This is a genomic window from Rhodovarius lipocyclicus (genome assembly GCF_009900765.1).
Lineage (GTDB): Bacteria > Pseudomonadota > Alphaproteobacteria > Acetobacterales > Acetobacteraceae > Rhodovarius > Rhodovarius lipocyclicus.
The window spans coordinates 1-20,706 of the sequence record NZ_JAAABL010000040.1 but is presented as its reverse complement, the minus strand read 5'-3'; the positions used below and the strand labels follow the sequence as shown (position 1 = coordinate 20,706).

Below are 20,706 nucleotides of genomic sequence, written 5' to 3'. Positions count from 1 at the left end.
CTTGCTACGTATAGCAAGCTACAGAATGTCCAGGCCGAGGCCGGGCGTCAGAAGCCAGCCAGGCGCATCGGCTCCCGATGCGGGAATTCCGCGAAGATGCGGTCCCAGCTCTGCACATGGCCGTCGGGCGCGTCGTCGAAGGGGGCGAGGCGGCGCAGATAGCGGTTGGCCAGGCGCGGGGTGGCCCAGTCCGGCTCCTGCCGGTCCTGGGGCTGGATCAGGACCAGGACGAAGTTGCGCACCTCGCCATGATAACGGCCGAGCAGTTCCATCAGATGCTCCCCGATGGCGCGCGCGTCCGGCTCCTCGGTGCGGTGGAAATAGGCGACGGGCTCGCCGCTTGCGGCGATGGCCGCGAATTTGTCGAGCAGATAGCCGACCTTCACCCGGAACTCCGCCAGCTTGCCGGCGAAGGCCGGGTCGTCGTGCGGGTTGGGCGTGGCGAAGGGGGAGTGGAAGGAATAGCCGTGCGAGGCATCGCGGACCAGCACGCCGTCGCCATGGTCGCTGAGGTTCCCGGGCTGCAGGATGCCCGCGAAGCGGCTGTCCAGCAGCGAGCTCAGGGCCGCCAGCGGGGTGATGTTCCAGGAGAAGAAGCTGGAACTGTCACGCCCGAGGACGCGGCGCATCTGGAAGGCCACCTCGCAGTTGAAGCCCAGGGACACCCAGTGCGAGAAGGCTTGCGTCATGGCCATGCCATAGCATCTGGCCACCACGCGATGAAGCCGGAAGCGCGGGTGGCCTCAGCCCAGCGCGCGCTTGCCGCGCCGCTGCCGGCCGATCATGCCGCGCAGCAGGGTCTTCAGCGCGACCGCGTCGATATCCGGGTGGCGGGCCAGCACTTCCTGCTCATGCTTCTTGGCGCTGGCGAGCAGTTCGTTCACCACCGTCTCGCCGCGGCTGGTCATCTGGATGCGCACCACGCGGCGGTCCTTGGGGTCCGGCAGGCGCTTCACCAGATTGTCGCGCACCATGCGGTCCAGCAGCTTGGTCATGGTGGGCTGCTGCAGCAGGCAGGCATCGGCCAGGCCGCTGACGGTCTCACCCGGGCTGCCGGCCAGGGTGGCCAGCACGCGCCACACCGGCACCTGCACCCCCGCGCGGCGCAGCACGCCGTGGAATTCGGTGGAAATGACGTGAGAGGCCCGCGCCAGCAGATAGAGCAGGTAATCGTCGATGAAACGCTGCGCCGACACCGGGGCGGGCGCCGCCGTGGCTGCCCCCTGGGTTGAAATCGTGGCTAACACCATGTCGCGCGCTCCCCTGCCGCGTATCACTCAAATCAATGACAACGTGACGCTTCGGGTATGGCATTCTCAGCGGCCAAGGTGCTTTCGACCTCTCCCACCGATAACGATCAACCTTTGGCCCTGTAGATAAACAATGGCTGAACGAGCGACTTCCTGCAATAGTTACCACTGGACATACATGAATATTCATGCTACTAATCGCTTGATTTCGCCTTACAAATAGGAAATGCGGGTGATTTTCCATTCCTAAGAATGGAAAGTGCAAAAAAACTGCACATTGGTGGGAGCAAGGAATTTGTTGACGGACCGTATTGAATCGGGTTGGCTTGACGTTTTCGCCTCCGCGATCGCCCTGTGCAAGCCTGCCCCGGGCGAGGCCGTGTGCCTGCTGGCCGAAACCCAATCCCGCCCGCTGAACCTGGAACTGGCCGAGCTGGCCTGCCTGCGCCTCGGCCTGCGCCCCTTCCGTTGCGTGCTGCCCACGCCGCCCGGCACGGCGCCGGTGCCCGTGCGCTCCACCGGGGCCTCCCGCGCCATCCAGCACCACCCGGCGGCGCTGGCCGCCATCAAGGCCAGCCCCCTGGTGCTGGACCTGACGCTGGAGGGGCTGCTGCACGCCCCTGAACTGAAAGAGATCCTGACCGCCGGCAGCCGCGTGCTGATGATCAGCAACGAGCACCCGGAGGCCCTGGCCCGCCTGGTGCCGCAGCCCGGCGATGAGCCCCTGGTGAAGGCCGCCGTGAAGCGCGCCCGCGCGGCCAGGCACATGCGCGTCACCTCCGCCGCCGGCACGGCGCTGGAGGTCAGCCTGGACCGTGCCATCACCGCGGGCGTCTGGGGCTGGACCGACCGGCCCGGCACCATCGCCCATTGGCCGGGCGGGGTGGTCGTCAGCTTTCCCGCCGCCGGCAGCGTGAATGGCCGGCTGGTGCTGGATGCGGGGGATGTGAACCTCACTTTCAAGCGCTACCTGCAATCCCCGGTGGCGCTGACGATCGAGGACGACCACATCACCGCCATCGAGGGCAGCGGCACCGACGCCATGCTGATGCGCCGCTATCTGGAGGCCTGGGGCGACCGGGCGGCCTATGCCGTCTCCCATGTCGGCTGGGGGCTGAACCCCCGCGCGCGGTATGAGGCCCTGGCCATGTACGACCAGCGCGACACCAACGGCACGGAGCTGCGGGCGGTGGCGGGCAATTTCCTGTTCTCGACCGGCGCCAATGAATTCGCGGGCCGCTACACGGAGGGGCATTTCGACATCCCCGTCTTCAACACCACCATCGAGCTGGACGGCGAGGCGGTGGTGCGGGACGGCGTGGTGCTGTGACGCCCTTCCTGGCCTGGGGCGCGGGCGCGCCCCTCATCTGCCTGCACGGCATCGGTGGCGCGGCCGAATTGTGGGCCGCCACCGCCGCCGCGCTGCCCGGCCACCGGGTGCTGGCCTGGCACCAGCCGGGCTATGGCGGCACCCCGCTGCCGCCCGGCCTGTCCTTCCCGCTGCTGGCCGACATGCTGGCCGAACAGCTGACCGCCGAGGGAATCGATTCGGCCGATTTTGTCGGACATTCCATGGGCGGTATGATCGCGCTGGAACTGGCGATCCGGCATCCGGCGCGCATCCGCACCTTGCTGCCCTATGCCACCACCCCGGCCTTCGGCGGCAAGGACCCGGCCTTTGCCCAGGATTTCCTGACCAAGCGCCTGGCGCCGCTGGATGCGGGAAAAACCATGGCCGAATGCGCGGGCGGGCTGGTGCGCGGCATGTGCGCCCCGGGGGCGGACCCCGCCGCCGAACCCGCCGCCATCGCCGCGATGGCCGCGGTGCCGGAGGCGACCTATCGCGCCACCCTGGCGTGCCTGACCACCTTCGACCGCCGCGCGGCCCTGTCCGGCATCGCGCACCGCACCCGCGCCATCGCGGGCGCCGAGGACCAGGTGGCCCCCGCCCGCACCATGCAGCGCATGATCGAGGCGATGCCCGACGCCAGCCTCACCCTCATTCCCGGCGCGGGGCATCTGCCGCACCTGGAACAGCCCGCCGCCTTTCACGCCACGCTCCGCTCCCTGCTGCAGGATTGACCATGGACCAGCCGCTTGCCCGTCCCGACGCGCCGATCTTCGAGCCGCGCGCCTTCCGCCTGACCCCGCTGGAAACCGAGCTGACCGCCCGCGCCCGCGAATTCGGCGCCCGCGTGCTGGCGCCGCGCGCCGCGCGCTGGGACCGCGAGGCGACCTTCCCCATCGACAATTACCGGGACATGCACCGCGAGGGCTGGCTGGGCGTCTGCATCCCCCAGGAGGACGGCGGGCTGGGCGCCGATTTCCGCGCCTATTGCCTGACGGCGGCCGAACTCGGCCGGTATTGCGGCGCCACCGCGCTGACCTGGAACATGCATGTGTGCAGCACGCTGTGGACCGGCATGCTGACCGACGACCTGGAGATGCCGGCCGATATCCGCGCCCAGCACCATGAGCGCCGCCTGGTGCATTACCGCCGCATCCTGAAGGATGGCGCCATCTACTCCCAGCCCTTCTCGGAGGGCGGGGCGGCCGCCGCCGGCACCATCGCCTTCGGCACCAACGCCACGAAGGTGGAGGGCGGCTGGAAGATCAACGGCAAGAAGATCTTCGCCTCGCTGGCGGGCCACGCCGATTTCTATGGCGTGCTGTGCACGGATGTGACGGACGGCACCTCCTCCCGCCGGAACACGCTGTACATGGCCGTGCCGGCCGATGCCCCGGGCGTGACCGTGGCGGGCGAGTGGGACCCGCTGGGGATGCGCGGCACCGTGTCCCGCAACCTGCTGTTCCAAGATGTGTTCGTGCCGGACGACGCGGCGCTGATGCCCTCCGGCCTGTATTTCCAGGCGGCCAGCCGCTGGCCGCACATGTTCATGACGCTGACGCCTACCTACATGGGCATCGCCCAGGCGGCCTATGACTTCACCGTGCGCTATCTGCGCGGCGAGCAGCCCGGCACGCCCCCGGTGAAGCGCCGCATGTACCCCACCAAGCAGATCGCGGTGGCGGAGATGCGGGTGATGCTGGAACAGACCAAGGCGCTGTGGTTCCAGGCGATTTCCGAGGCCAGCGCCGATCCCGGCCGCGATTCCATGCTGCGCGCCCTGGCGGCGCAGAACACGGTGATGGAAAATGCCAATGCATTGGCCGCCAAGGCCGTGCGGACCTGCGGGGGCCAATCCATGCTGAAATCCCTGCCGCTGGAACGGCTGTACCGGGACAGCCGCTGCGGCTCCCTGATGCTGCCCTGGACGGCGGAGATCTGCATCGACCGCCTGGGCCGTGAGACCCTGTATGAGCGCGGCGAAACGGATGACCAGTAACGTTATTCCTTTCCCCGGCCGCCGCCCCGCCCCCCGGCTGGTTCCGGTTCCGCCGCCCGCCCCCGCATCCCTGTGGGCGGCGTTCGAGGACGTGGCGCTCCGCCACCCCACCCGCCGCGCCATCCGCGACGCCGACGGCACGCTGACCTTCGCGCAGCTGCACGGCGTGGCCACCCAGCTGGCCCGCGTGCTGGAGCGCGAGGCGGCGCGCGATCCCTCCCGCCCGCATATCGGCATGCTGGGGCAGAACGGCGCGGTGCACCTGGCCACGCTGCTGGCCTGTGCCCGGGCGGGGCTGGCCATGGTGCCCATCAACTGGCGCCTGGCCGAGGAGGAATGGTGCTGGATCGCCGATGACGCCCGGCTGGCCGCTGTGGTCGAGGGCTTCGGCCACCGCATGCCCGAGCGCTTCATGCTGGAGCGCGGCATCGGCACCATCGGGGCCTCCACCTGGCGGATGCTGCCGCGGGAGCCGCTGCCGGGCCCGGCCCGGGGCTCCGCGGAGGCGCCGGTGCTGATCTGCTATACCTCCGGCACCACGGGCCGGCCCAAGGGCGCGGTGCTGACGCAGGCGGCGATGCTGGCCAATGCCCGCAACGCGCAATCCCTGTTCGGCATGGCCGAGGCCGACCGCGTGCTGACCATGCTGCCGCTGTTCCATGTCGGCGGGCTGAACATCCAGACCCTGCCGGCGCTGCTGGCCGGGTCCGAGATCATCCTGCACCAGAAATTCGACGCCGAGGCCTTCTTCGACTGCATGGCGCGCGACCGGCCCAGCCTGACACTGGTGGTGCCCGCCATCATGGCGGCGCTGATCCGCCATCCGCGCTGGACGGGGGCGGATCTGTCCTGCCTGCGGGCGGCGGGCGCCGGGTCCTCCGACGTGCCGGTGGAACTGATCGAGGCCTTCCACGCCAAGGGCGTGCCGGTCCAGCAGGTCTATGGCAGCACGGAAACCGCGCCCATCGCCGTGGCGCAGACGCGTGAGGAAGCGCTGGCCGCCCCCGGCTCGATCGGCACCGCCGCCCCGTTCGGGGAAGCGATGATCGCGGAGAATGGCGAGATCCTGGTGCGCGGCCCGCACATCATGCGCGGCTACTGGAACAACGACGCCGCGACGCGGGAGGCCTTCACGCCAGAGGGCTGGTACCGCACCGGCGACATGGGCCGCATCGACGCGGATGGCCGCTTCTGGTTCACCGACCGGCTGAAGCACATCATCATCTCGGGCGGGGAGAACATCTCCCCCGCCGAGGTGGAGCGCGTGCTGCGGGAGGCCCCGGGTGTGGCCGAATGCGCGGTGGTCGGCCGCCCCGATCCGCGCTGGGGCGAGGTGCCGGTGGCCGTGGTGGTGCCGGGCCCGGGCTTCGACGCCGAGGCGGCGCTGCGCCATTTCGACGGCCGCTTGGCGCGCTTCAAGCACCCGCGCGCCGTGGTGGTGGTGGACAGCCTGCCGCGCACGGCGCTGGGCAAGGTCAGCCTGCCGGAACTGCGGCGGATGCTGGAAGGGGAGTAGGCGCTACCAGCGCCGGCCCCAGCCGCCGCCCCGGTAATAGCCGCCATAGCCATAGTAGCGCGGCGCGTAATACCCGCCATAGCCGTAGTAATACGGGCGCGGCGCGACCACGACCGGCGCCACCGCGACAGGCGCGGGCGCCACCGTGCCGTCCGGATACACGGCACACCCCGCCAGACCGGCGGCGGTGACCAGCAGCAGCATGATCTTGCGCATGGCATGCTCCCTTCGCCGGGACAGGCCCCGGTCGTTTCCGTGCATATAGGATGCCGTTTTCGGCACAAATGGGGCGAGCGTGTAAGAAGTGGTAACGCGGGCCCGCCTCAGATCAGGCACAGCGCCCTGAGTTCCCGCGCCATCTCCGGCGGCAGCGCGTCCAGCCCATCCGTGGGGCCGGTGGCGCCCAGATCGGGCGGTGCTGCTTCCGGCGCCAGATAGCGCCAGCCCTGGAAGGGGCGCATGGCGCGCGCCTGCACCGGCACCAGCTCCGGGTCCAGCACCAGGCCGGTGCAGGGGGTGCCGTCGTCCCACTTGTCCTCGGCGATATCGACCAAGCGCTGCCGCACCAGCACATGCCCCTGGATCACCCAGTACAGGCTGCCGCCCGCCAGCAGCTCGTCCCGGCGCTTGGGGGCCATGCGCGTCTGGTGGCGCAGCGGCGGGTCGTTCGCCAGCCGCGCGGCCTGCAGCGCCGCCAGATGCGCCACGTCCCGCACGCCCACGCAGAGTTTCACCATGTTCAGCATCGTGGACTGAGGATGGGGGGCCGGGTGGAGTCGGGCAAGGGGAAGCCGGGTCTGGTCGCGGTATCACCCGGGTGTGTGATGTCCGCCCGGGCGGCGCCCGCTAGGATCGCCGGCATGCAGACCCAGGCCGAAGCCCCCCGCCCGCCTGCCCCGCCGCCGCCGCCGGGTGGCTGGAAGCGGGCGCTGGGAACCGTGCTGAGAACACTGATATTCGGTGCGATGCTCGCCGGCATGGGCCTGTATGTCCTGCCTGATCTGATCGCCGATTGGCGCATCCGGGCCACGGCGGTGCCGGTGGCGGGCGCGCGCGTGGACAACGGCTCCTGCAGTTCCAAGCTGGTGCTGCACATCTGCGACGCGACGCTGACCGTGCCGGGCAAGCCGCGCGCCCTGTCGCGCCACGTGAACTACGTGTTCGCCGACCTCCATTGGGGCGGTTACACGGTGCATGTGCTGGCCGACCCGGCGCACCCCGAACTGCCCACCACCAGCCTGGCGCTGGACAGGATCTGGAGCCGCACCCTCACCCTGCTGGTGGCGGGCGGCATGCTGCTGGCGCTGGTGCTGGGCCCGGCGATCGCCCTGTTCCGGCGCCGCTGAGGGGCGGGGCCAAAGGGGCGGGGGCTAGGCCCCCGCGCCATGTCACACCGCCAGGCTCATCCCCAGCGCGGGCTTCGCACCCTCAGGCAGCGGGCAGACATAGGGCTGCACGGCCATGCGCTCCGCATGCTCGGCCTTGGCGGCCGCCAGCGTCGCCGGGTCCTTGAAGGCATCGACGGCGACGCCCGCCATCGCCTTGGCCACATGCACCATGCCCTTATGGGCGGCCGGCAGCTTGCCCTGGCCGGTCAGCTGCCAGGAATGGCCCGGCGTGCCGATGGCATAGGTGGCGCCGCGCGCCTGCACGGTCGGCACCTTCCAGCTCACATCGCCCACATCGGTGCTGCCGATCATCTTCTCGGGCTTCGCGTCGCGCGGCACCACGATGTCGCACAGGGAGACACCCTTGCGCTCCGGCACGCCGGCGCGGCGCCAGGCGCTGCTGATGTCCTCGGCCGACAGCGTCGCCTGGAATTCGGCGGCGCGCGCGCGGTCCAGGTCGTCGAAGGGCACGGGGCCCAGCCGCTCCAGGTTCCGCTGCATCACCTCCTCCAGCACCTTGTTGCCGAGCAGGTTGGACACGGCGGAGATCACCCGCGTCTCCACCTTCGTCTCGGTCATCAGGGCCGCGCCGTCGGAGATTTTCCGCACCCGCGTCACCAGCTGGTTCAGCTCCGTCACGTCACGCGCGCGGATCAGGTAGCGCACGGTGGCCTTGGGCTGCACCACGTTCGGCGCCACGCCGCCGGCATCGAGGTAGGCGTAGTGGATGCGCGCGTCGCTGGGCATGTGCTCACGCATGTAGTTCACGCCGACGCTCATCAGCTCCACGGCATCCAGCGCCGAACGGCCCAGATGCGGCGCGGCGGCGGCATGGCTGGCGCGGCCGGTGAAGGTGAAGTCGATGCGGGTGTTGGCCAGCGACAGCGGCTCATTCAGCCCATGGAAGGCGCTGGGGTGCCAGCAGATCGCCATGTCCACGTCGTCGAAGGCGCCGTCGCGAACAAGAAATCCTTTCGCGGCGCCGCCTTCCTCGGCCGGGCAGCCGTAGTAGCGCACGCGGCCGGGGATGTTGTTGGCCTTCAGCCAGTCCTTCACCGCGATGGCGGCGAGCATGGAGGCCGAGCCCAGCAAGTTGTGGCCGCAGCCATGGCCGGTGCCGTCGCCGGGCGTCGGGCGGGGTTCGGCCACGCCCGATTCCTGGGACAGGCCGGGCAGCGCGTCGTATTCGCCCAGGATGGCGATCACGGGGCCACCCTCGCCGGCCTCACCCATCACGGCGGTGGGGATGCCCGTCAGGTTCTCCGTCACGCGGAAGCCGTGGTCGTACAGCGCCTTGGTGTGCTCGGCGCAGCTGCGGTGCTCGTTGTAGCACAGCTCCGGCATGCCCCAGATGCGGTCAGAAAGCTCAATCATCGGGCCCTTGGCGGCATCGGCCAGGCGCCAGATCTCTTCGGTGTTCATCGACATGTCTTCACCCCACGCGGCTTGTCAGACAATGCTTCCGCCATGAGCGACATCTATGCAAGCCGGGGCTATGGCTCCGAGGCGGTGGGGTTTGGCGAAAAGCCCGCCCTGCTGGTGGTGGATTTCCAGCGCGGCTTCACCGACCCGTCCATGCCGATGGGCGGCGCGCCCATGGTGGACGCGGCGGTGGACAACACCGTGCGGCTGATGCGCGCGGCGAAGGCCGCGGGCGCGCTGATCATCGCCTGCGTGAACGGGTATTACAGCCGCGCCGCCGTGCCGCGCTGGAAGGCCGCCCCGGTGTACGACCTGCTGGCCGGCACTGAGAGCGTGGAGCTGGACCCGCGCATCGCCGCCGAACAGCCCGATGTTGTGCTGATGAAGGGCGCGCCGTCGATCTTCTTCGCGACACCCTGCGCCGCCATCCTGGCGCGGCACGGCATCGACACCACGATCGTGACGGGGTGCATCACCTCCGGCTGTATCCGCGCCAGCGTGATCGACGCGTTCAGTCATGGCTTCCGCGTGATCGTGCCGCATGACGCGGTGGGGGACCACACCCAGGCCGCGCATGACCAGAACCTGGCCGATGTCGGCCGCCGCTATGCCGATATCATGGACACGGATGGGGTGATCGCGGCGCTGACCCAGCGGAACCACTGAGCGGGCGCCCTTACGCCCTTCTTGTATCCCGGGGCCTGTCTTCGAATGGCCCCCTTGCGGCCCACGGCGCGATGTTCCCGGCATGGAGGACATCATGTCTCTTGTCTTATCGCGCCCTTCCCCGACCCTGCTGGACATCGCCAAGGCCGGCCCCGCCGACCGGGTGCTGGTCATCGGCGGCGACCGGCTGGGGCTGCTCTGCGCCGCCCTGCGCCGGGGCTGCCGCTCGGCGGTGGCGATGGTCGCTCCGCCGCATCATCCGGACGCGGCGGACCTGGTCGTCGCCCCCGGCGTCACCTCCGCCGAGGAAGCGGAAGCCGTCGCCGAGAGCGCCAGGCGCGCGCTGCCCCCGGGCGGCCGCCTGGCCATCGGGCTGAAGGGCGCCGCCGCGTCCATGGGCCGCGAGGTCGGCCGCGCGCTGCAGGCCCATGGCTTCCGCCGCGCCCGGCTGCGCGCCCGCGCCGAGGGCGGGGTGCTGCTGACCTGCCGCGTGCCGGAACGGGAGGCCGCGCGATGAACGCCATGCGCGACGGGCTGATGCAGCTGATCCAGGGCCCCACCATCCCGCACGGGTCCATCCCGGCCTTGCCCACGCCCTTCCTTCCGGAAAACCCCTGCACGCTGGATACGGAAAGCCTGGCCCGGCTGGCCACGCGGGCGGTGGCGGCGGGCTCCGGCGGTGTGGTGGTGTGCGGCAGCACGGGTGAGGGCCCGGCGCTGCGCCCCACCGAGCACGCCCTGGCCATCCGCGCCGTGGCGCGGGCCGTGGGCGGGCGGGTGCCGGTGATCGCCGGCGTGGGCGCCCCGGCCACCGAGGCCGCCATGGCCCTGGCCGAGGCCGCCGAGCGCTGCGGCGCCACCGGCCTGCTGGTCTCGCCCCCGCCCTATATCCGCCCGACGCAGGAGGGGCTGCGGGCGCATCTGCGCGCCATCGCCGCCGTCTGCGGGCTGCCCATCACGCTGTACGACGTGCCCTCCCGCGCCGGGGTCGCCTTCGCGGACGAAACCATCGCCCGGCTGCGCGACGAAGGGCTGTGCACCGGCCTGAAGGACGCGACCGCCGACCTGGCCCGCCCCCTGCGGCTGCGGCGGCTGTGCGGGGCGGATTTCCTGCAATTCTCGGGCGATGACGCGACGGCGCTGGCCCATCGGGCGATGGGCGGGCAGGGCTGCATCTCCGTCAGCGCCAATGTGGTGCCGGGGCTGTGCGCGGCGCTGCATGCCGCCTGGGACCACGCCGATGTGGCGGAGGCCACGCGGCTGAACCAGCTGCTGGCGCCCTTGCATGAGGCGATGTTCCTGGAGCCCAACCCCATCCCGGTGAAGGCCGCGCTGGGCCTGCTGAAACTGTGCGACCCGGTGCCCCGGCTGCCGCTGATGCGCGCGGCGAAGACCACCTGCGCCCATCTGCTGGAGGTCGTGCCCAGCCTGGTGGCCCAGGAGGAAGCGCTGCGGGAAGCGCTGCGCCCCATCGCGCGCCGCCGCCGGCTGCGGGCGGTGGGCTGAGGCCCCGCCTCCGCCGGGGCTTCCCCGCGCGGCGGAAGATGCTTTGATACGCCCGAGGCACCAGGGGGGCTGAACCCCCCGGTCCGCGAGGGAACGACAAGCATCATGACCCTGCTGCTCCAGGAGCGGCTGCCGAACGGCGTCGCCACCATTGCGCTCAACCGCCCGGCCGCGCGCAACGCGCTGTCGCTGGAGATGCTGGAGGCCCTGTCCGCCGCCCTGGCGGATGCGCGCGGCGCCCGCTGCGTGGTGCTGATGGCCGAGGGCCCGGCCTTCTGCGCCGGGCATGACCTGCGCGAGCTCACCGCCGCCCGCGTCCAGACCGATGGCGGCCGGGGCTTCTTCGCGCGCACCATGGCCGCGTGCTCGGCCGTGATGCGGGCGGTGGCGGAACACCCGGTGCCGGTGATCGCGGCGGTGGAGGGCGTGGCCACCGCCGCCGGCTGCCAGCTGGTGGCCAGCTGCGACCTGGCCGTGGCCGCCCCGGCGGCGGCATTCTGCACCCCCGGGGTGGATATCGGCCTGTTCTGCTCCACCCCCGCCGTCGCGCTGTCCCGCAACGTGCCGCGCAAGCGGGCGATGGAGATGCTGCTGACCGGCCGCATGGTCCCGGCGACGGAGGCACTGGCCATGGGGCTGATCAACCAGGTGGCGCCCGATGCCCGGGCGGCGGCGCTGGCGCTGGCGGCGGGCATCGCCGGGCGCTCCGCCCGCACCATCCGGATGGGCAAGGCGGGATTCCTGGCCCAGGAGCACCACGCACTGCAACAAGCCTATGACATCGCCTCGGCGGTCATGGTAGATAACCTGATGGCCGAAGACGCCAGGGAGGGCATTGATGCCTTCCTCAATAAACGTCCAGGGAAATGGCAGGATCGTTGACGATGGATATGCAGCCGCACGCGCGTAAGTTCGAGGATGGGCTGGGCCAGGTGCCCGCCAACCATCAGGCGCTGACCCCCCTGCAATTCCTGGAACGCGCGGCGGCGGTGCACCCGGCGCGCGTGGCCGTGGTGCACGGCACCATCCGGCGCAAATACGCCGAGCTGCACGCCCGCTGCGTGAAGCTGGCCCATGCGCTGACCCTGGCGGGCCTCGGCCGCGGGGATACGGTGGCCGCCCTGCTGCCCAACATCCCGGAGATGCTGGAAGCCCATTACGGCGTGCCCATGGCCGGCTGCGTGCTGAACACCATCAACACCCGGCTGGATGCCGACACCATCGCCTATATCCTGGACCACGGAGAGGCCCGCGCCCTGCTGGTGGACCGGGAGCTGCTGCCCCTGCTGCGCCGCGCGCTGGAACACACGGCCAGCCGGCCCCTGATCATCGAGGTGAACGACCACACCGCCCCCACCGAGGACACGGTCGGCGGCGTGGAATACGAGGCCTTCCTGGAGCGCGGCGACAAGGATTTCGCCTGGACCGGCCCGGCGAACGAGTGGGACGCGATCACGCTCAACTACACCTCCGGCACCACGGGCCGGCCGAAGGGCGTGGTGTACCATCATCGCGGCGCCTATCTGCTGGCGATGGGCAATGTGCTGTCGGGCAATATCCCGCGCCATCCGTCCTATCTGTGGACGCTGCCGATGTTCCATTGCAACGGCTGGTGCTTCCCCTGGACCGTCACGGCGCTGGCGGGCACCCATGTGTGCCTGCGCACCGTGCGCGGCGGGCTGATGTGGCAGCTGATGGCCGAGCACGACGTGACCCACATGTGCGGCGCACCCATCATCATGTCCACGCTGCTGGCCACCCCGCCCGAGGAGAAGCACGAGCTGGGCCGCCAGGTCAGCTTCGTGGTCGCCGGCGCCCCCCCGCCGGAGGCCGTGCTGGCCGCCATGCAGCGGGCGGGCTTCGCCGTGGTGCATGTCTATGGGCTGACGGAATGCTACGGCCCCTCAGTGGTGAATGAGTGGCACACCGAATGGCGCGCCCTGCCGGTGGCCGACCAGGCGGCGCTGATGGCCCGCCAGGGCGTGCGCTATCACGCGCTGGAGGGCCTCGACGTGCTGGACCCCGAGACCATGCAGCCCGTGCCCGCCGACGCCGAGACGATGGGCGAGGTGATGATGCGCGGCAATGTGGTGATGAAGGGCTATCTGAAGGACGAGGCCGCGACGGTGGCCGCCTTCGCGGGCGGGTGGTTCCACACCGGCGACCTCGCGGTGAAGCACCCCAACGGCTACATCCAGCTGAAGGACCGCAGCAAGGACATCATCATCTCGGGCGGCGAGAACATCAGCAGCATCGAGGTGGAGGACGCGCTGTACAAGCACCCGGCCGTCGCCGTCGCCGCCGTGGTGGCCCAGCCGGACGAGAAATGGGGCGAGGTGCCCTGCGCCTTCGTGGAACTGAAGCCGGGGGCAAGCGCCACCGAGATCGAGCTGATTTCCCACACGCGCGGGATGATCGCGCATTTCAAGGCGCCGAAGCGGGTGATCTTCCAGGAAGTGCCCAAGACCAGCACCGGCAAGATCCAGAAGCATGTGCTGCGCAAGCAGGTCAGGGGGTAATGCCAAATCCCATTGGCCGGAGCCGATGGGGCATGGGCGACCACAAGAAGAGTGTTCTTTTTTGAAAAAAAGAACCAAAAAACTTTTGCCGGTTTTGGCGCGCGCCCAGACTCGAAAAGTCTTTTTGCTTCTTTTTCTTCAGAAAAAGAAGAATCCTTCGCCCGGCACGCCGGAGGATTTGGTGCAGTTATTCCTCCAGCGAGATGCCGGTCAGCTCCGCCATCTCGCGCCAGCGCTCCACCTCCCGCCGTTGGAAGGCGGCGAAATCCGGGGCGGGCAGGGGGGCGGGGTTGAAGCCCGCGGCCTGCACGCGGCGGGTGTTCTCCGCTTCCGCCATCGCGGCCATGAAGGCGTCGGAGTAGCGGTGCAGCGTGGGCTGCGGCGTGCCGTGGGGCGCGAAGATGCCGAACCAGGCATCCATCGCCAGATAGGGCACGCCCGCCTCGGCGGTGGTGGGCAGGGCGGGGAAACCCTCGATCCGTTCCTCCGCGCCGATGCTCAGCGCGCGCAGCCGCCCTTCCCGCACCAGGGGCATCACCTGCGGCCAGGTCGAGATGTAGAAATCCACCAGCCCCGCCGCCGTGTCCTGCATCGCCGCTTGCCCGCCGCGATAGGGCGCGTGGATGGCCGACAGCCCCTCCCGCCGCACGAAGCTTTCGGCCAGCAGATGAGAGGCCGACCCGGCCTGGGAGGACGCATAGGTCAGCCGCCCGCCATTGCGGCCCAGCCGGGCCAGCCCCGCCATGTCCTGCGCCGCGTGGCTGGCGGGCACCACGGTCGCGTGGTGCACCGTGGCCAGCCGCGCCACCGGGGCGAAGCTGTCCAGCACGTGATAGGGCAGGTCACGCGTCAGCGCCTGGTTGGCCGCATGGGTCTGGTTGTGGCCCAGCACCAGCACGGAGCCATCGGGGGCGGCCTGCGCCGCCAGCCGGGTGCCGATGATGCCGCCGCGCCCGCCGCGATTGTCCACCACCACGCGCAGGCCCAGCGCCTGGCCCGCATCCTCGGCCACCGAGCGGGCGAGGATATCGGTGGCGCCGCCCGGCGGGGCGGGCACGATCAGCCGGATGGCGGCCCCCCCTTGGGCCCGGGCGATGCCGGGCAGGGCGAGCGTGCTGGCGAACAGGAAGGCGCGACGGGCCGCTTGCATGAAAGTGCCTCCAACCGCGTCACCTCTGCGGCGGCCGGCGCCCCGGGTCAAGCCGATTGCGGCATGACAGCGCGGGCGGGCCGTGCCACATGAATCCCATGCCGGATAAAGCCCGTGAGATGCGCCAGTCCATCGCCCAGGACTGGATCGTGCCCCCGTATTACGATCAGGCCGAAGCCTGGCTCGGCCCCTTCTGGGATGAGGGCACGCCCTTCCGCCGGTTGTTCGACCAGCTGGACCTGTCGCGCGTGATCGAGCTGGCCTGCGGCCGCGGCCGCCACGCCGCGCAGATTCTGGACCGGGTGGGGGAGCTGACGCTGGTGGATGTGCTGGACAGCAACATCGCCGCCTGCCGCGCCCGCTTCGGTGATGACCCGCGCCTGCGCTATCTGTTGAACAACGGCCACGACCTGCCGGGGCTGGAGAGCAGGGCCTATTCCGCCCTGTTCAGCTATGACGCCATGGTCCATTTCGAATTGCTGGATGTGCTGGATTACCTGCGGGAGACGGCGCGGGTGCTGCGACCCGGCGGGCGGGCGCTGCTGCATGTCTCCAACAACATGGAAAATCCGGGCGGGCACTATCACCAGAACCGGCTGTGGCGGAACTTCGGCAGCCTGGACGTGGTGCGCCACCTGGCGGACCGGCTGGGGTTTCAGGTGCTGGACCACACGACGCTGAGCTGGGAAGGCCAGGAGGCGATCGACGGGCTGGTGCTGCTGGAAAGACGGTGAATTGAAGAATTCTTCTTTTTCTGAAGAAAAAGAAGCAAAAAGACTTTTTGAGTTTGGGGGGCGCCAAAACCGGCAAAAGTTTTTTGGTTCTTTTTTTCAAAAAAGAACAGTGTTCTTTCAGCCGCCCATAAGCCGCTCGATCTCCCGGCACAGCCTCTCGGTTTCCGCCGCCGGGTCCTGGAACCAGTCGGTGGACCACACCCGGGCCAGCTTCCAGCCCAGCCGCTCCAGCGCATCCTGCCGCAGCCGGTCGCGGTCGCGCGCGCTGCGGGCGTCGTGATAGGTCGCGCCGTCGCACTCGATGCCCAGCAGGAAGCGGCCCTTCGCCTTCGGGTCCCGCACGGCGATGTCGATGCGATAGCCGGCGACACCCAGTTGCAGCGCCACCTCATGCCCGCGCGCCCGCAGGGCGGTGGCGACCGAGGCCTCGAAGGGGCTGTCCGCCAGCGCCGCCGGGTTTTCCCGCGCGGGCTCCACCCGGGTGTCGCGCGCATACAGCAGATAATCCCGCAGCACCTGCACGCCGCGCGCGGTGCGGCCTTCCTCCACCACGATGTCCTCGGCCTGCAGGGAGGAAAACAGCATGATCTTCCGCTTGGCGCGGGTGAACAGCACGTTCAGGCGGCGGTGGCCGTCCTGCGCGCGGTTCACGGGGAAGAAGCGCTGGTGCATCGCGCCCTCCGGCGTGCGGCCCCAACCCAGGGAGATCATGATCACGTCCCGCTCGTCGCCCTGCACGTTTTCCAGGTTCTTCACGAAGGGCGGTTCCAGCTTCGCTTCCCAGGCATCGGCATAGCGGGCGGCTGCCTCGTCATCGCGCACCAGGCGCGCCAGCTCAGCCTCGATCAATTCCTTCTGCGTCTGGTTCATCGCCACGATGCCGTGGCTGAGGCCGGGGTTGGCGCGCATGAAGTCCAGCGCGGCGCGGGCGATCGCCTGCGCTTCCTCCACATTCACCTTGTTGCGCCAGTGGCCGTTCACCTGCACCAGCTCGATCCCCAGCGTGGCGGAGGGCGGCTGCGCGGCCGGGAACACCACCAGATTGCCGTCGTAGAATTCGCGGTTGGAGAAGGCGATCAGCGATTCATGCTGGCTGCGGTAATGCCAGCGCAGGCGCCGCCCGGGGCGGAAGGTGCGGCTGGCCAGGTCCAGGATGGATTCGGCCGCGACCCGGTCCTCGGCCGAGAGGGTGGCGGCTTCCTCCTCCTCGTCCTCCTCGTCGGTCAGGGAGCGGTCGAAGAAGTTGGTGGGCGGCAGCTGCTTGGAATCGCCCACGATCACGCATTGGCTGGCCCGCAGCAGGGCGCCCACCGCGTCCTCCGGCTTGATCTGGCTGGCCTCGTCCATCACCACCAGGTCGAAATGCAGCTGCCCGGGCTTCAGGTACTGCGCCACGGTCAGCGGCGACATCATCAGGCAGGGGGCGCGGGCCAGCACGGCATCGGCGGCGCGGGCCATCAATTCCCGCACCGGGATGAAGCGCTGCTTCTTGCCCATCTCGTTCTGCAACAGCGGCTCGCCGGTCCATTGCCGGCGGCTGCCCTCGGCGCTGCCCTTGGGGATGGGGCGTTGCAGGCAGGCGGCGGCCACGGCGCCGGCGTCGTTGCGGATGCGCTCCCGGTCGGCGGCGGCGAAGCCCTGGCGCAGGGCCGAAAGCTGGGCGCCGGGGCGGTTGAAGATGGCCCGCTCGGCCTCCGCCCGCGGGCGGACGCAGGACCAGGCCAGCGCCCAGTCCAGCGCAGGCCCAAGGTCCCGCAAGGGCCGGTCCTGATGCGCGGCCAGGATGGGGCCGGCGAGCGGGTCGGCCAGCGCCTCGGCCCGGGTGCGGGCGAAGGTCAGCCATGGGCCCAGCCCCTCCGGCTGCGCCTGCATGGCGCGCAGCGCGGCCGCGGCGGGGCGGGAGAGGCCCAGCGGTTCCAGCGCCGCCAGCCCGGCCTCCAGCTTCGGCAAGGCCAGGCGCAGCACCCCGGCCACCTCGCGCAGTTGCTTCACCGCCTCGGTCCAGCCATCGGCCAGCAAGGGGGCGGGGTTGGGCACGGCCTGGCGCAGGGCGGTGACGAAGCCCGCCAGGGCGCGCAGCAGCGCGGGCGGGGGCGCGATGGCGGCCGCGCGGCGGGTGGCGGCGGCCTCGGCCAGGGCGGGCAGTTCCGCCAGGGTCAGGCTGGGCGTGAGGCCGACGGTCAGCCGCGCGACCTCCCGCAGACGGTTGCCGCGTTCGGCCAGCAGGGCCTGGGCGGCGGCCCAGGGCTGGTGGTCCGGCAGGGCGGCTTCGGCCAGGAAATCGAGCAGCGCCCCGGCCGGGCCCGCCAGCCCCGCGAGGCGCCGCAGCTCCTCCGCCGGGGCGGTCAGCAGGGCGGCGGATTCCAGGCTGCCATCCAGCCGCGCCTGCCAGGCGGCGGCATCGGCCATGGGCTGCAAGGGCGCCTCTCGCGGATCCAGCGCGCCGGGGATCTCGCGCAGGGCGGTGTCGGCGAACAGGGCCTCCCGCAGGGCGGCGGCCTCGGCGGCCTGCTCCAGCAGGGCGGGCCACTGGCCGCGCGGCGGGCGGGGCTCGGCGCGCCAGCGGTCCTCGAAGGCGTAGCGTGCCTCCCGCACATCGGCGCGCAGGAAGCCCATCATGCCGTCGGAGCTGCGCAGCGTGGCCGCGGCCTCGCGCAGCTTCTTCGCCTCGGCGCGGGTGAGGTCGAACTTGCCGTCCAGCCCGGCCATCGCCTCCCGCAATTGGCGCTGGCGGGCGGCGCCTTCGGCCAGCAGGGCGGCATGGGCCTCCAGCCCCGGGCGGCGGTGGGGGATGGCCTCCGGCGGCAGGGCGGCGGCCAGCCGGGCGGCGGTGGCGGCGCGGCGGATGGCGCCGAGATCGGCGGTGCCGTCCAGCCCCAGCGCGGCCACGGCGCGCGCCTGGGCGGCCAGCCCGGCGGCCTCGGCATCCGCCTGTTCCAGCAGTTTCGGCAGCTCGGCCAGGGTGGCGCTGCCCAGCCCCTCGGCCAGCTTCGCCAGGGGGGCGAGGCCCGCGCCATCATCCGCCACACCCGCCGCGTCCAGCCGCACCTGGGCCGCGTCCAGCGCCAGCAGCGCGTCGATCGCGCCGGGCCGCGCCAGCCCCGGCAACAGGGCTCGGTCGGCGGGCGGTTCCGGCAGGTCCGCCAGCCGGTCCAGCGTGGCGCGCAGGTCCGTCACCGGCGCGCCCAGCCTTGCCGCCAGCACGGCGCTGGCCTGTTCCACCGCCGTCGCCAGCGGGGCCAGGGTGGCGATGCCGGCCAGCAGCGTCTCCCGTTCCTCCGGGAACAGGTCGGAGCGCGTGAGGCCCCGGAAGGGCGAGGCCGCCGGGTCGAAGCCCTGGCAGGCGGCCTCCACCGCGCCCAGCTTGCGGCGCGCGAGGCGCGGTGCGGCGGCATCGGCGGGCACCGGCAGCGCCACGCCGCGCAGCAGCCCGGGCAGATGCGGGAACAGCCGCCCCAGCTCGGCCAGCCGGCCGATCAGGGCGTGCACCGTCTCCTCCTCCGGCCCGGCCTTGGCGTGCATCACGGCCAGGTGGCGGTCGATCTCGGCGCGGGCCTGGGCGGCTTCGGCCAGGCTCGCGGCATTGCGGGCGGGGGCGGTGCGGGGCAGGGCATCGCGCGCGCGCAGCGCCTCGATCACCGCCGCCGGCCGCGCGCCGGCCGAATGCAGGGACAGGCAGAAGGCGCCGAGCCCCACCCGTTCCAGCCGCTGCTTCACCACCTCCAGCGCCGCCATCTTCTCGGCCACGAACAGCACCGATTTGCCGTGGTGCAGCGCGTTGGCGATCAGGTTGGCGATGGTCTGGGACTTGCCGGTGCCCGGCGGGCCCTCGATCACCAGGGAGCGGCCCTGCATGGCGTCGATGATGGCGCTGTGCTGGCTGCTGTCGGCATCCTGCACCAGCACCGGGGCCAGGCGCACCGATTCCGGCGCGTCGATGTCGTATTCCTCGGCGAAGCCATCCGCCTGCGCATCCCCGGCCCCCGCGCGCAGCAGGGGGCGCACCAGCGCGTGGTCGGTGGGGGCGGACTGCCAGTTCGTGCGCTCCAGGTCGCGGTACATGGCGATGCGCGCGAAGCTGAAGGGCGCGAGCGTCAGGAACCGCCGCACCCGCCAGCGCGGGCGGCTTTTCACCGCCTCGCTCACCGCCGCCAGATAGGCCTCGGCGGGGTTCTCCGCCTCCGTGTCCAGCTCGGGCAGGGAGAAGCGGAAATCATCCCGCAGCCTGAGTTCCAGGCTGAGATTGGTGATCGGCGTGCCATCCGTGGCCGAGAGGCGGAAATCCTCCTCCCCGCCGCGCCCGCGCCGGCCCTCCAGCGCCACCGGCAGCAGCAGCAGGGGCGAGACACAGGGCTTGTCGTCGCGCTCGCTCTCGAACCATTCCAGGAAGCCGATGGCCAGGTGCAGCGTGGCGACGCCGGTTTCCTGCTCGATGCCGCGCACCCGGTTCCGCAGGGAACCCAGCTGCGCCCGGAGCTGGTCCGGGAACAGCAGCGTCTGCAGCGCGTCGTCTTTATGTTTATCGGAGGAGGCCTCCCCGGGCGGGGGCATGTCGAAGCTGGGGTCCACCCCGTGCTCCCGCGCCCAGGCCGCCAGGTCCAGGCCCCGCCGCTCCGGCCGGGGGGGCATGCCGCGCGCGGCGCGCAGGCGGTCCCGCAAGCCGCGCTCCACCCGGGAGGTGGCTACGGCGTTGTCGGCATCCACCGTGGCGTGCTCGCGCCGGTATTGCTCGTCCGTCGCGCGGGCGGCGTCCAGCGCGGCGCGGAATTCCTCGTCGCGCTCGTCCCGGGGTTCCTCCTCCGGCTCGGGCAGGGGCTTGAAACGCAGGGCCTTGTCGTCCCGCAGGCGCTTCAGCACCGCCTCGGGCTGTTCGTCCACGATGCGGATGCCGGCACCGCGCAGCCCGTGCGGGAAATGCAACAGGCGGTTGCGGCGGCTGCGATCCACCAGGCGCTCACGAAGTTCCTCATAAGCGCGGGCGGCGATGTCGGGGGCGGTGTCGGGCACGGGCGCAGAGTAACAGCGGGGGAGGCGGGAAGGCCAGGGTGGGCGGGGGTATAAGCAGTCAGGGGCTCCGCCCCCTGTTCAGACTGGAGAGATGTTTGACAGGTGTACGGAGACATCCCTGACGGTTTTGAGATGGGGTGTTTCGTCCCTGAGGTCGAGTGTGGCGAGAGGAAATCGCGAGAAGAACACCTGCCATACTCC

At 70.9% G+C, this 20,706-nt stretch carries 18 protein-coding genes; 11 read left to right on the top strand and 7 right to left on the bottom strand.

The features are described 5' to 3' along the window. Positions 1 to 47 precede the first annotated feature (47 nt). Both GT007_RS18455 and GT007_RS18450 read right to left on the bottom strand, forming a co-directional pair. Positions 48 to 689 (bottom strand): DUF1796 family putative cysteine peptidase, encoded by a 642-nt coding sequence (locus GT007_RS18455; RefSeq protein ID WP_160123136.1) that lies wholly within the window; start codon positions 687 to 689, stop codon positions 48 to 50. Between the two features lie 54 nt (positions 690 to 743). After that, entirely contained in the window at positions 744 to 1,250 is a 507-nt protein-coding gene (locus tag GT007_RS18450; RefSeq protein WP_160123135.1) for a MarR family winged helix-turn-helix transcriptional regulator, read from the bottom strand. A gap of 298 nt (positions 1,251 to 1,548) precedes the next feature. On the opposite strand from GT007_RS18450, the gene GT007_RS18445 reads away from it, so the two are divergent. The 4 genes from GT007_RS18445 to GT007_RS18430 are packed head-to-tail and all read left to right on the top strand — an operon-like array spanning position 1,549 to position 6,113. Then, entirely contained in the window at positions 1,549 to 2,580 is a 1,032-nt protein-coding gene (locus tag GT007_RS18445) for a M29 family metallopeptidase (RefSeq protein ID WP_201451979.1), read from the top strand. After that, positions 2,577 to 3,332 (top strand): alpha/beta fold hydrolase, encoded by a 756-nt coding sequence (locus GT007_RS18440; protein WP_160123133.1) that lies wholly within the window; start codon positions 2,577 to 2,579, stop codon positions 3,330 to 3,332. Before GT007_RS18445 ends, GT007_RS18440 begins: the two co-directional genes overlap by 4 nt. A gap of 2 nt (positions 3,333 to 3,334) precedes the next feature. Then, complete coding sequence (locus tag GT007_RS18435) at positions 3,335 to 4,597, top strand: acyl-CoA dehydrogenase family protein (protein WP_160123132.1); 1,263 nt, start codon at positions 3,335 to 3,337, stop codon at positions 4,595 to 4,597. Continuing rightward, complete coding sequence (locus GT007_RS18430) at positions 4,587 to 6,113, top strand: class I adenylate-forming enzyme family protein (protein WP_160123131.1); 1,527 nt, start codon at positions 4,587 to 4,589, stop codon at positions 6,111 to 6,113. Before GT007_RS18435 ends, GT007_RS18430 begins: the two co-directional genes overlap by 11 nt. 3 nt (positions 6,114 to 6,116) lie before the next feature. On the opposite strand, the gene GT007_RS18425 is transcribed toward GT007_RS18430, so the two are convergent. Then, positions 6,117 to 6,329: a hypothetical protein gene (locus GT007_RS18425; RefSeq protein WP_160123130.1), complete on the bottom strand. Its 213-nt coding sequence runs from the start codon at positions 6,327 to 6,329 to the stop codon at positions 6,117 to 6,119. Between the two features lie 107 nt (positions 6,330 to 6,436). Beyond that, a complete protein-coding gene (locus GT007_RS18420; RefSeq protein WP_160123129.1) occupies positions 6,437 to 6,859 on the bottom strand; it encodes a DUF1489 family protein in 423 nt (140 codons plus the stop codon). Positions 6,860 to 7,090: 231 nt separating this feature from the next. On the opposite strand from GT007_RS18420, the gene GT007_RS18415 reads away from it, so the two are divergent. Next, positions 7,091 to 7,459, top strand: coding sequence for a hypothetical protein (locus GT007_RS18415; protein WP_160123128.1), 369 nt, complete (start codon positions 7,091 to 7,093; stop codon positions 7,457 to 7,459). Between the two features lie 42 nt (positions 7,460 to 7,501). Here GT007_RS18415 and GT007_RS18410 read toward each other — a convergent pair whose 3' ends face one another. Continuing rightward, positions 7,502 to 8,923 carry a M20 family metallopeptidase gene (locus GT007_RS18410; protein ID WP_408015561.1) on the bottom strand — a complete coding sequence of 474 codons (1,422 nt, stop codon included), beginning with the start codon at positions 8,921 to 8,923 and terminating at the stop codon, positions 7,502 to 7,504. A 45-nt stretch (positions 8,924 to 8,968) separates the two neighbouring features. Here GT007_RS18410 and GT007_RS18405 point away from each other — a divergent pair, with 45 nt between their 5' ends. The 5 genes from GT007_RS18405 to GT007_RS18385 all read left to right on the top strand — a co-directional run bounded on the left by GT007_RS18405 (position 8,969) and on the right by GT007_RS18385 (position 13,614). Continuing rightward, on the top strand, positions 8,969 to 9,589 hold the full coding sequence (locus GT007_RS18405; RefSeq protein WP_160123126.1) for an isochorismatase family protein: 621 nt from the start codon (positions 8,969 to 8,971) through the stop codon (positions 9,587 to 9,589). 94 nt (positions 9,590 to 9,683) lie between these two features. Next, positions 9,684 to 10,106, top strand: a complete 423-nt coding sequence (locus tag GT007_RS18400; protein WP_160123125.1) for a hypothetical protein — start codon at positions 9,684 to 9,686, stop codon at positions 10,104 to 10,106. Then, positions 10,103 to 11,095 carry a 4-hydroxy-tetrahydrodipicolinate synthase gene (gene dapA / locus GT007_RS18395; RefSeq protein WP_236571747.1) on the top strand — a complete coding sequence of 331 codons (993 nt, stop codon included), beginning with the start codon at positions 10,103 to 10,105 and terminating at the stop codon, positions 11,093 to 11,095. Before GT007_RS18400 ends, dapA begins: the two co-directional genes overlap by 4 nt. A 105-nt stretch (positions 11,096 to 11,200) precedes the next feature. Then, positions 11,201 to 11,977, top strand: a complete 777-nt coding sequence (locus GT007_RS18390) for an enoyl-CoA hydratase (RefSeq protein WP_160123124.1) — start codon at positions 11,201 to 11,203, stop codon at positions 11,975 to 11,977. Between the two features lie 2 nt (positions 11,978 to 11,979). Next, a complete protein-coding gene (locus GT007_RS18385) occupies positions 11,980 to 13,614 on the top strand; it encodes an acyl-CoA synthetase (RefSeq protein ID WP_236571746.1) in 1,635 nt (544 codons plus the stop codon). A gap of 187 nt (positions 13,615 to 13,801) precedes the next feature. Here GT007_RS18385 and GT007_RS18380 read toward each other — a convergent pair whose 3' ends face one another. Beyond that, entirely contained in the window at positions 13,802 to 14,764 is a 963-nt protein-coding gene (locus GT007_RS18380; protein ID WP_160123123.1) for a Bug family tripartite tricarboxylate transporter substrate binding protein, read from the bottom strand. Between the two features lie 98 nt (positions 14,765 to 14,862). Here GT007_RS18380 and GT007_RS18375 point away from each other — a divergent pair, with 98 nt between their 5' ends. Then, positions 14,863 to 15,498 (top strand): class I SAM-dependent methyltransferase, encoded by a 636-nt coding sequence (locus GT007_RS18375; RefSeq protein WP_160123122.1) that lies wholly within the window; start codon positions 14,863 to 14,865, stop codon positions 15,496 to 15,498. 117 nt (positions 15,499 to 15,615) lie between these two features. On the opposite strand, the gene GT007_RS18370 is transcribed toward GT007_RS18375, so the two are convergent. Then, the gene (locus tag GT007_RS18370; RefSeq protein WP_160123121.1) at positions 15,616 to 20,505 is read right to left on the bottom strand and encodes a DUF4011 domain-containing protein; all 4,890 of its coding nucleotides are present in this window, start codon (positions 20,503 to 20,505) and stop codon (positions 15,616 to 15,618) included. Between the last annotated feature and the right edge of the window lie 201 nt (positions 20,506 to 20,706).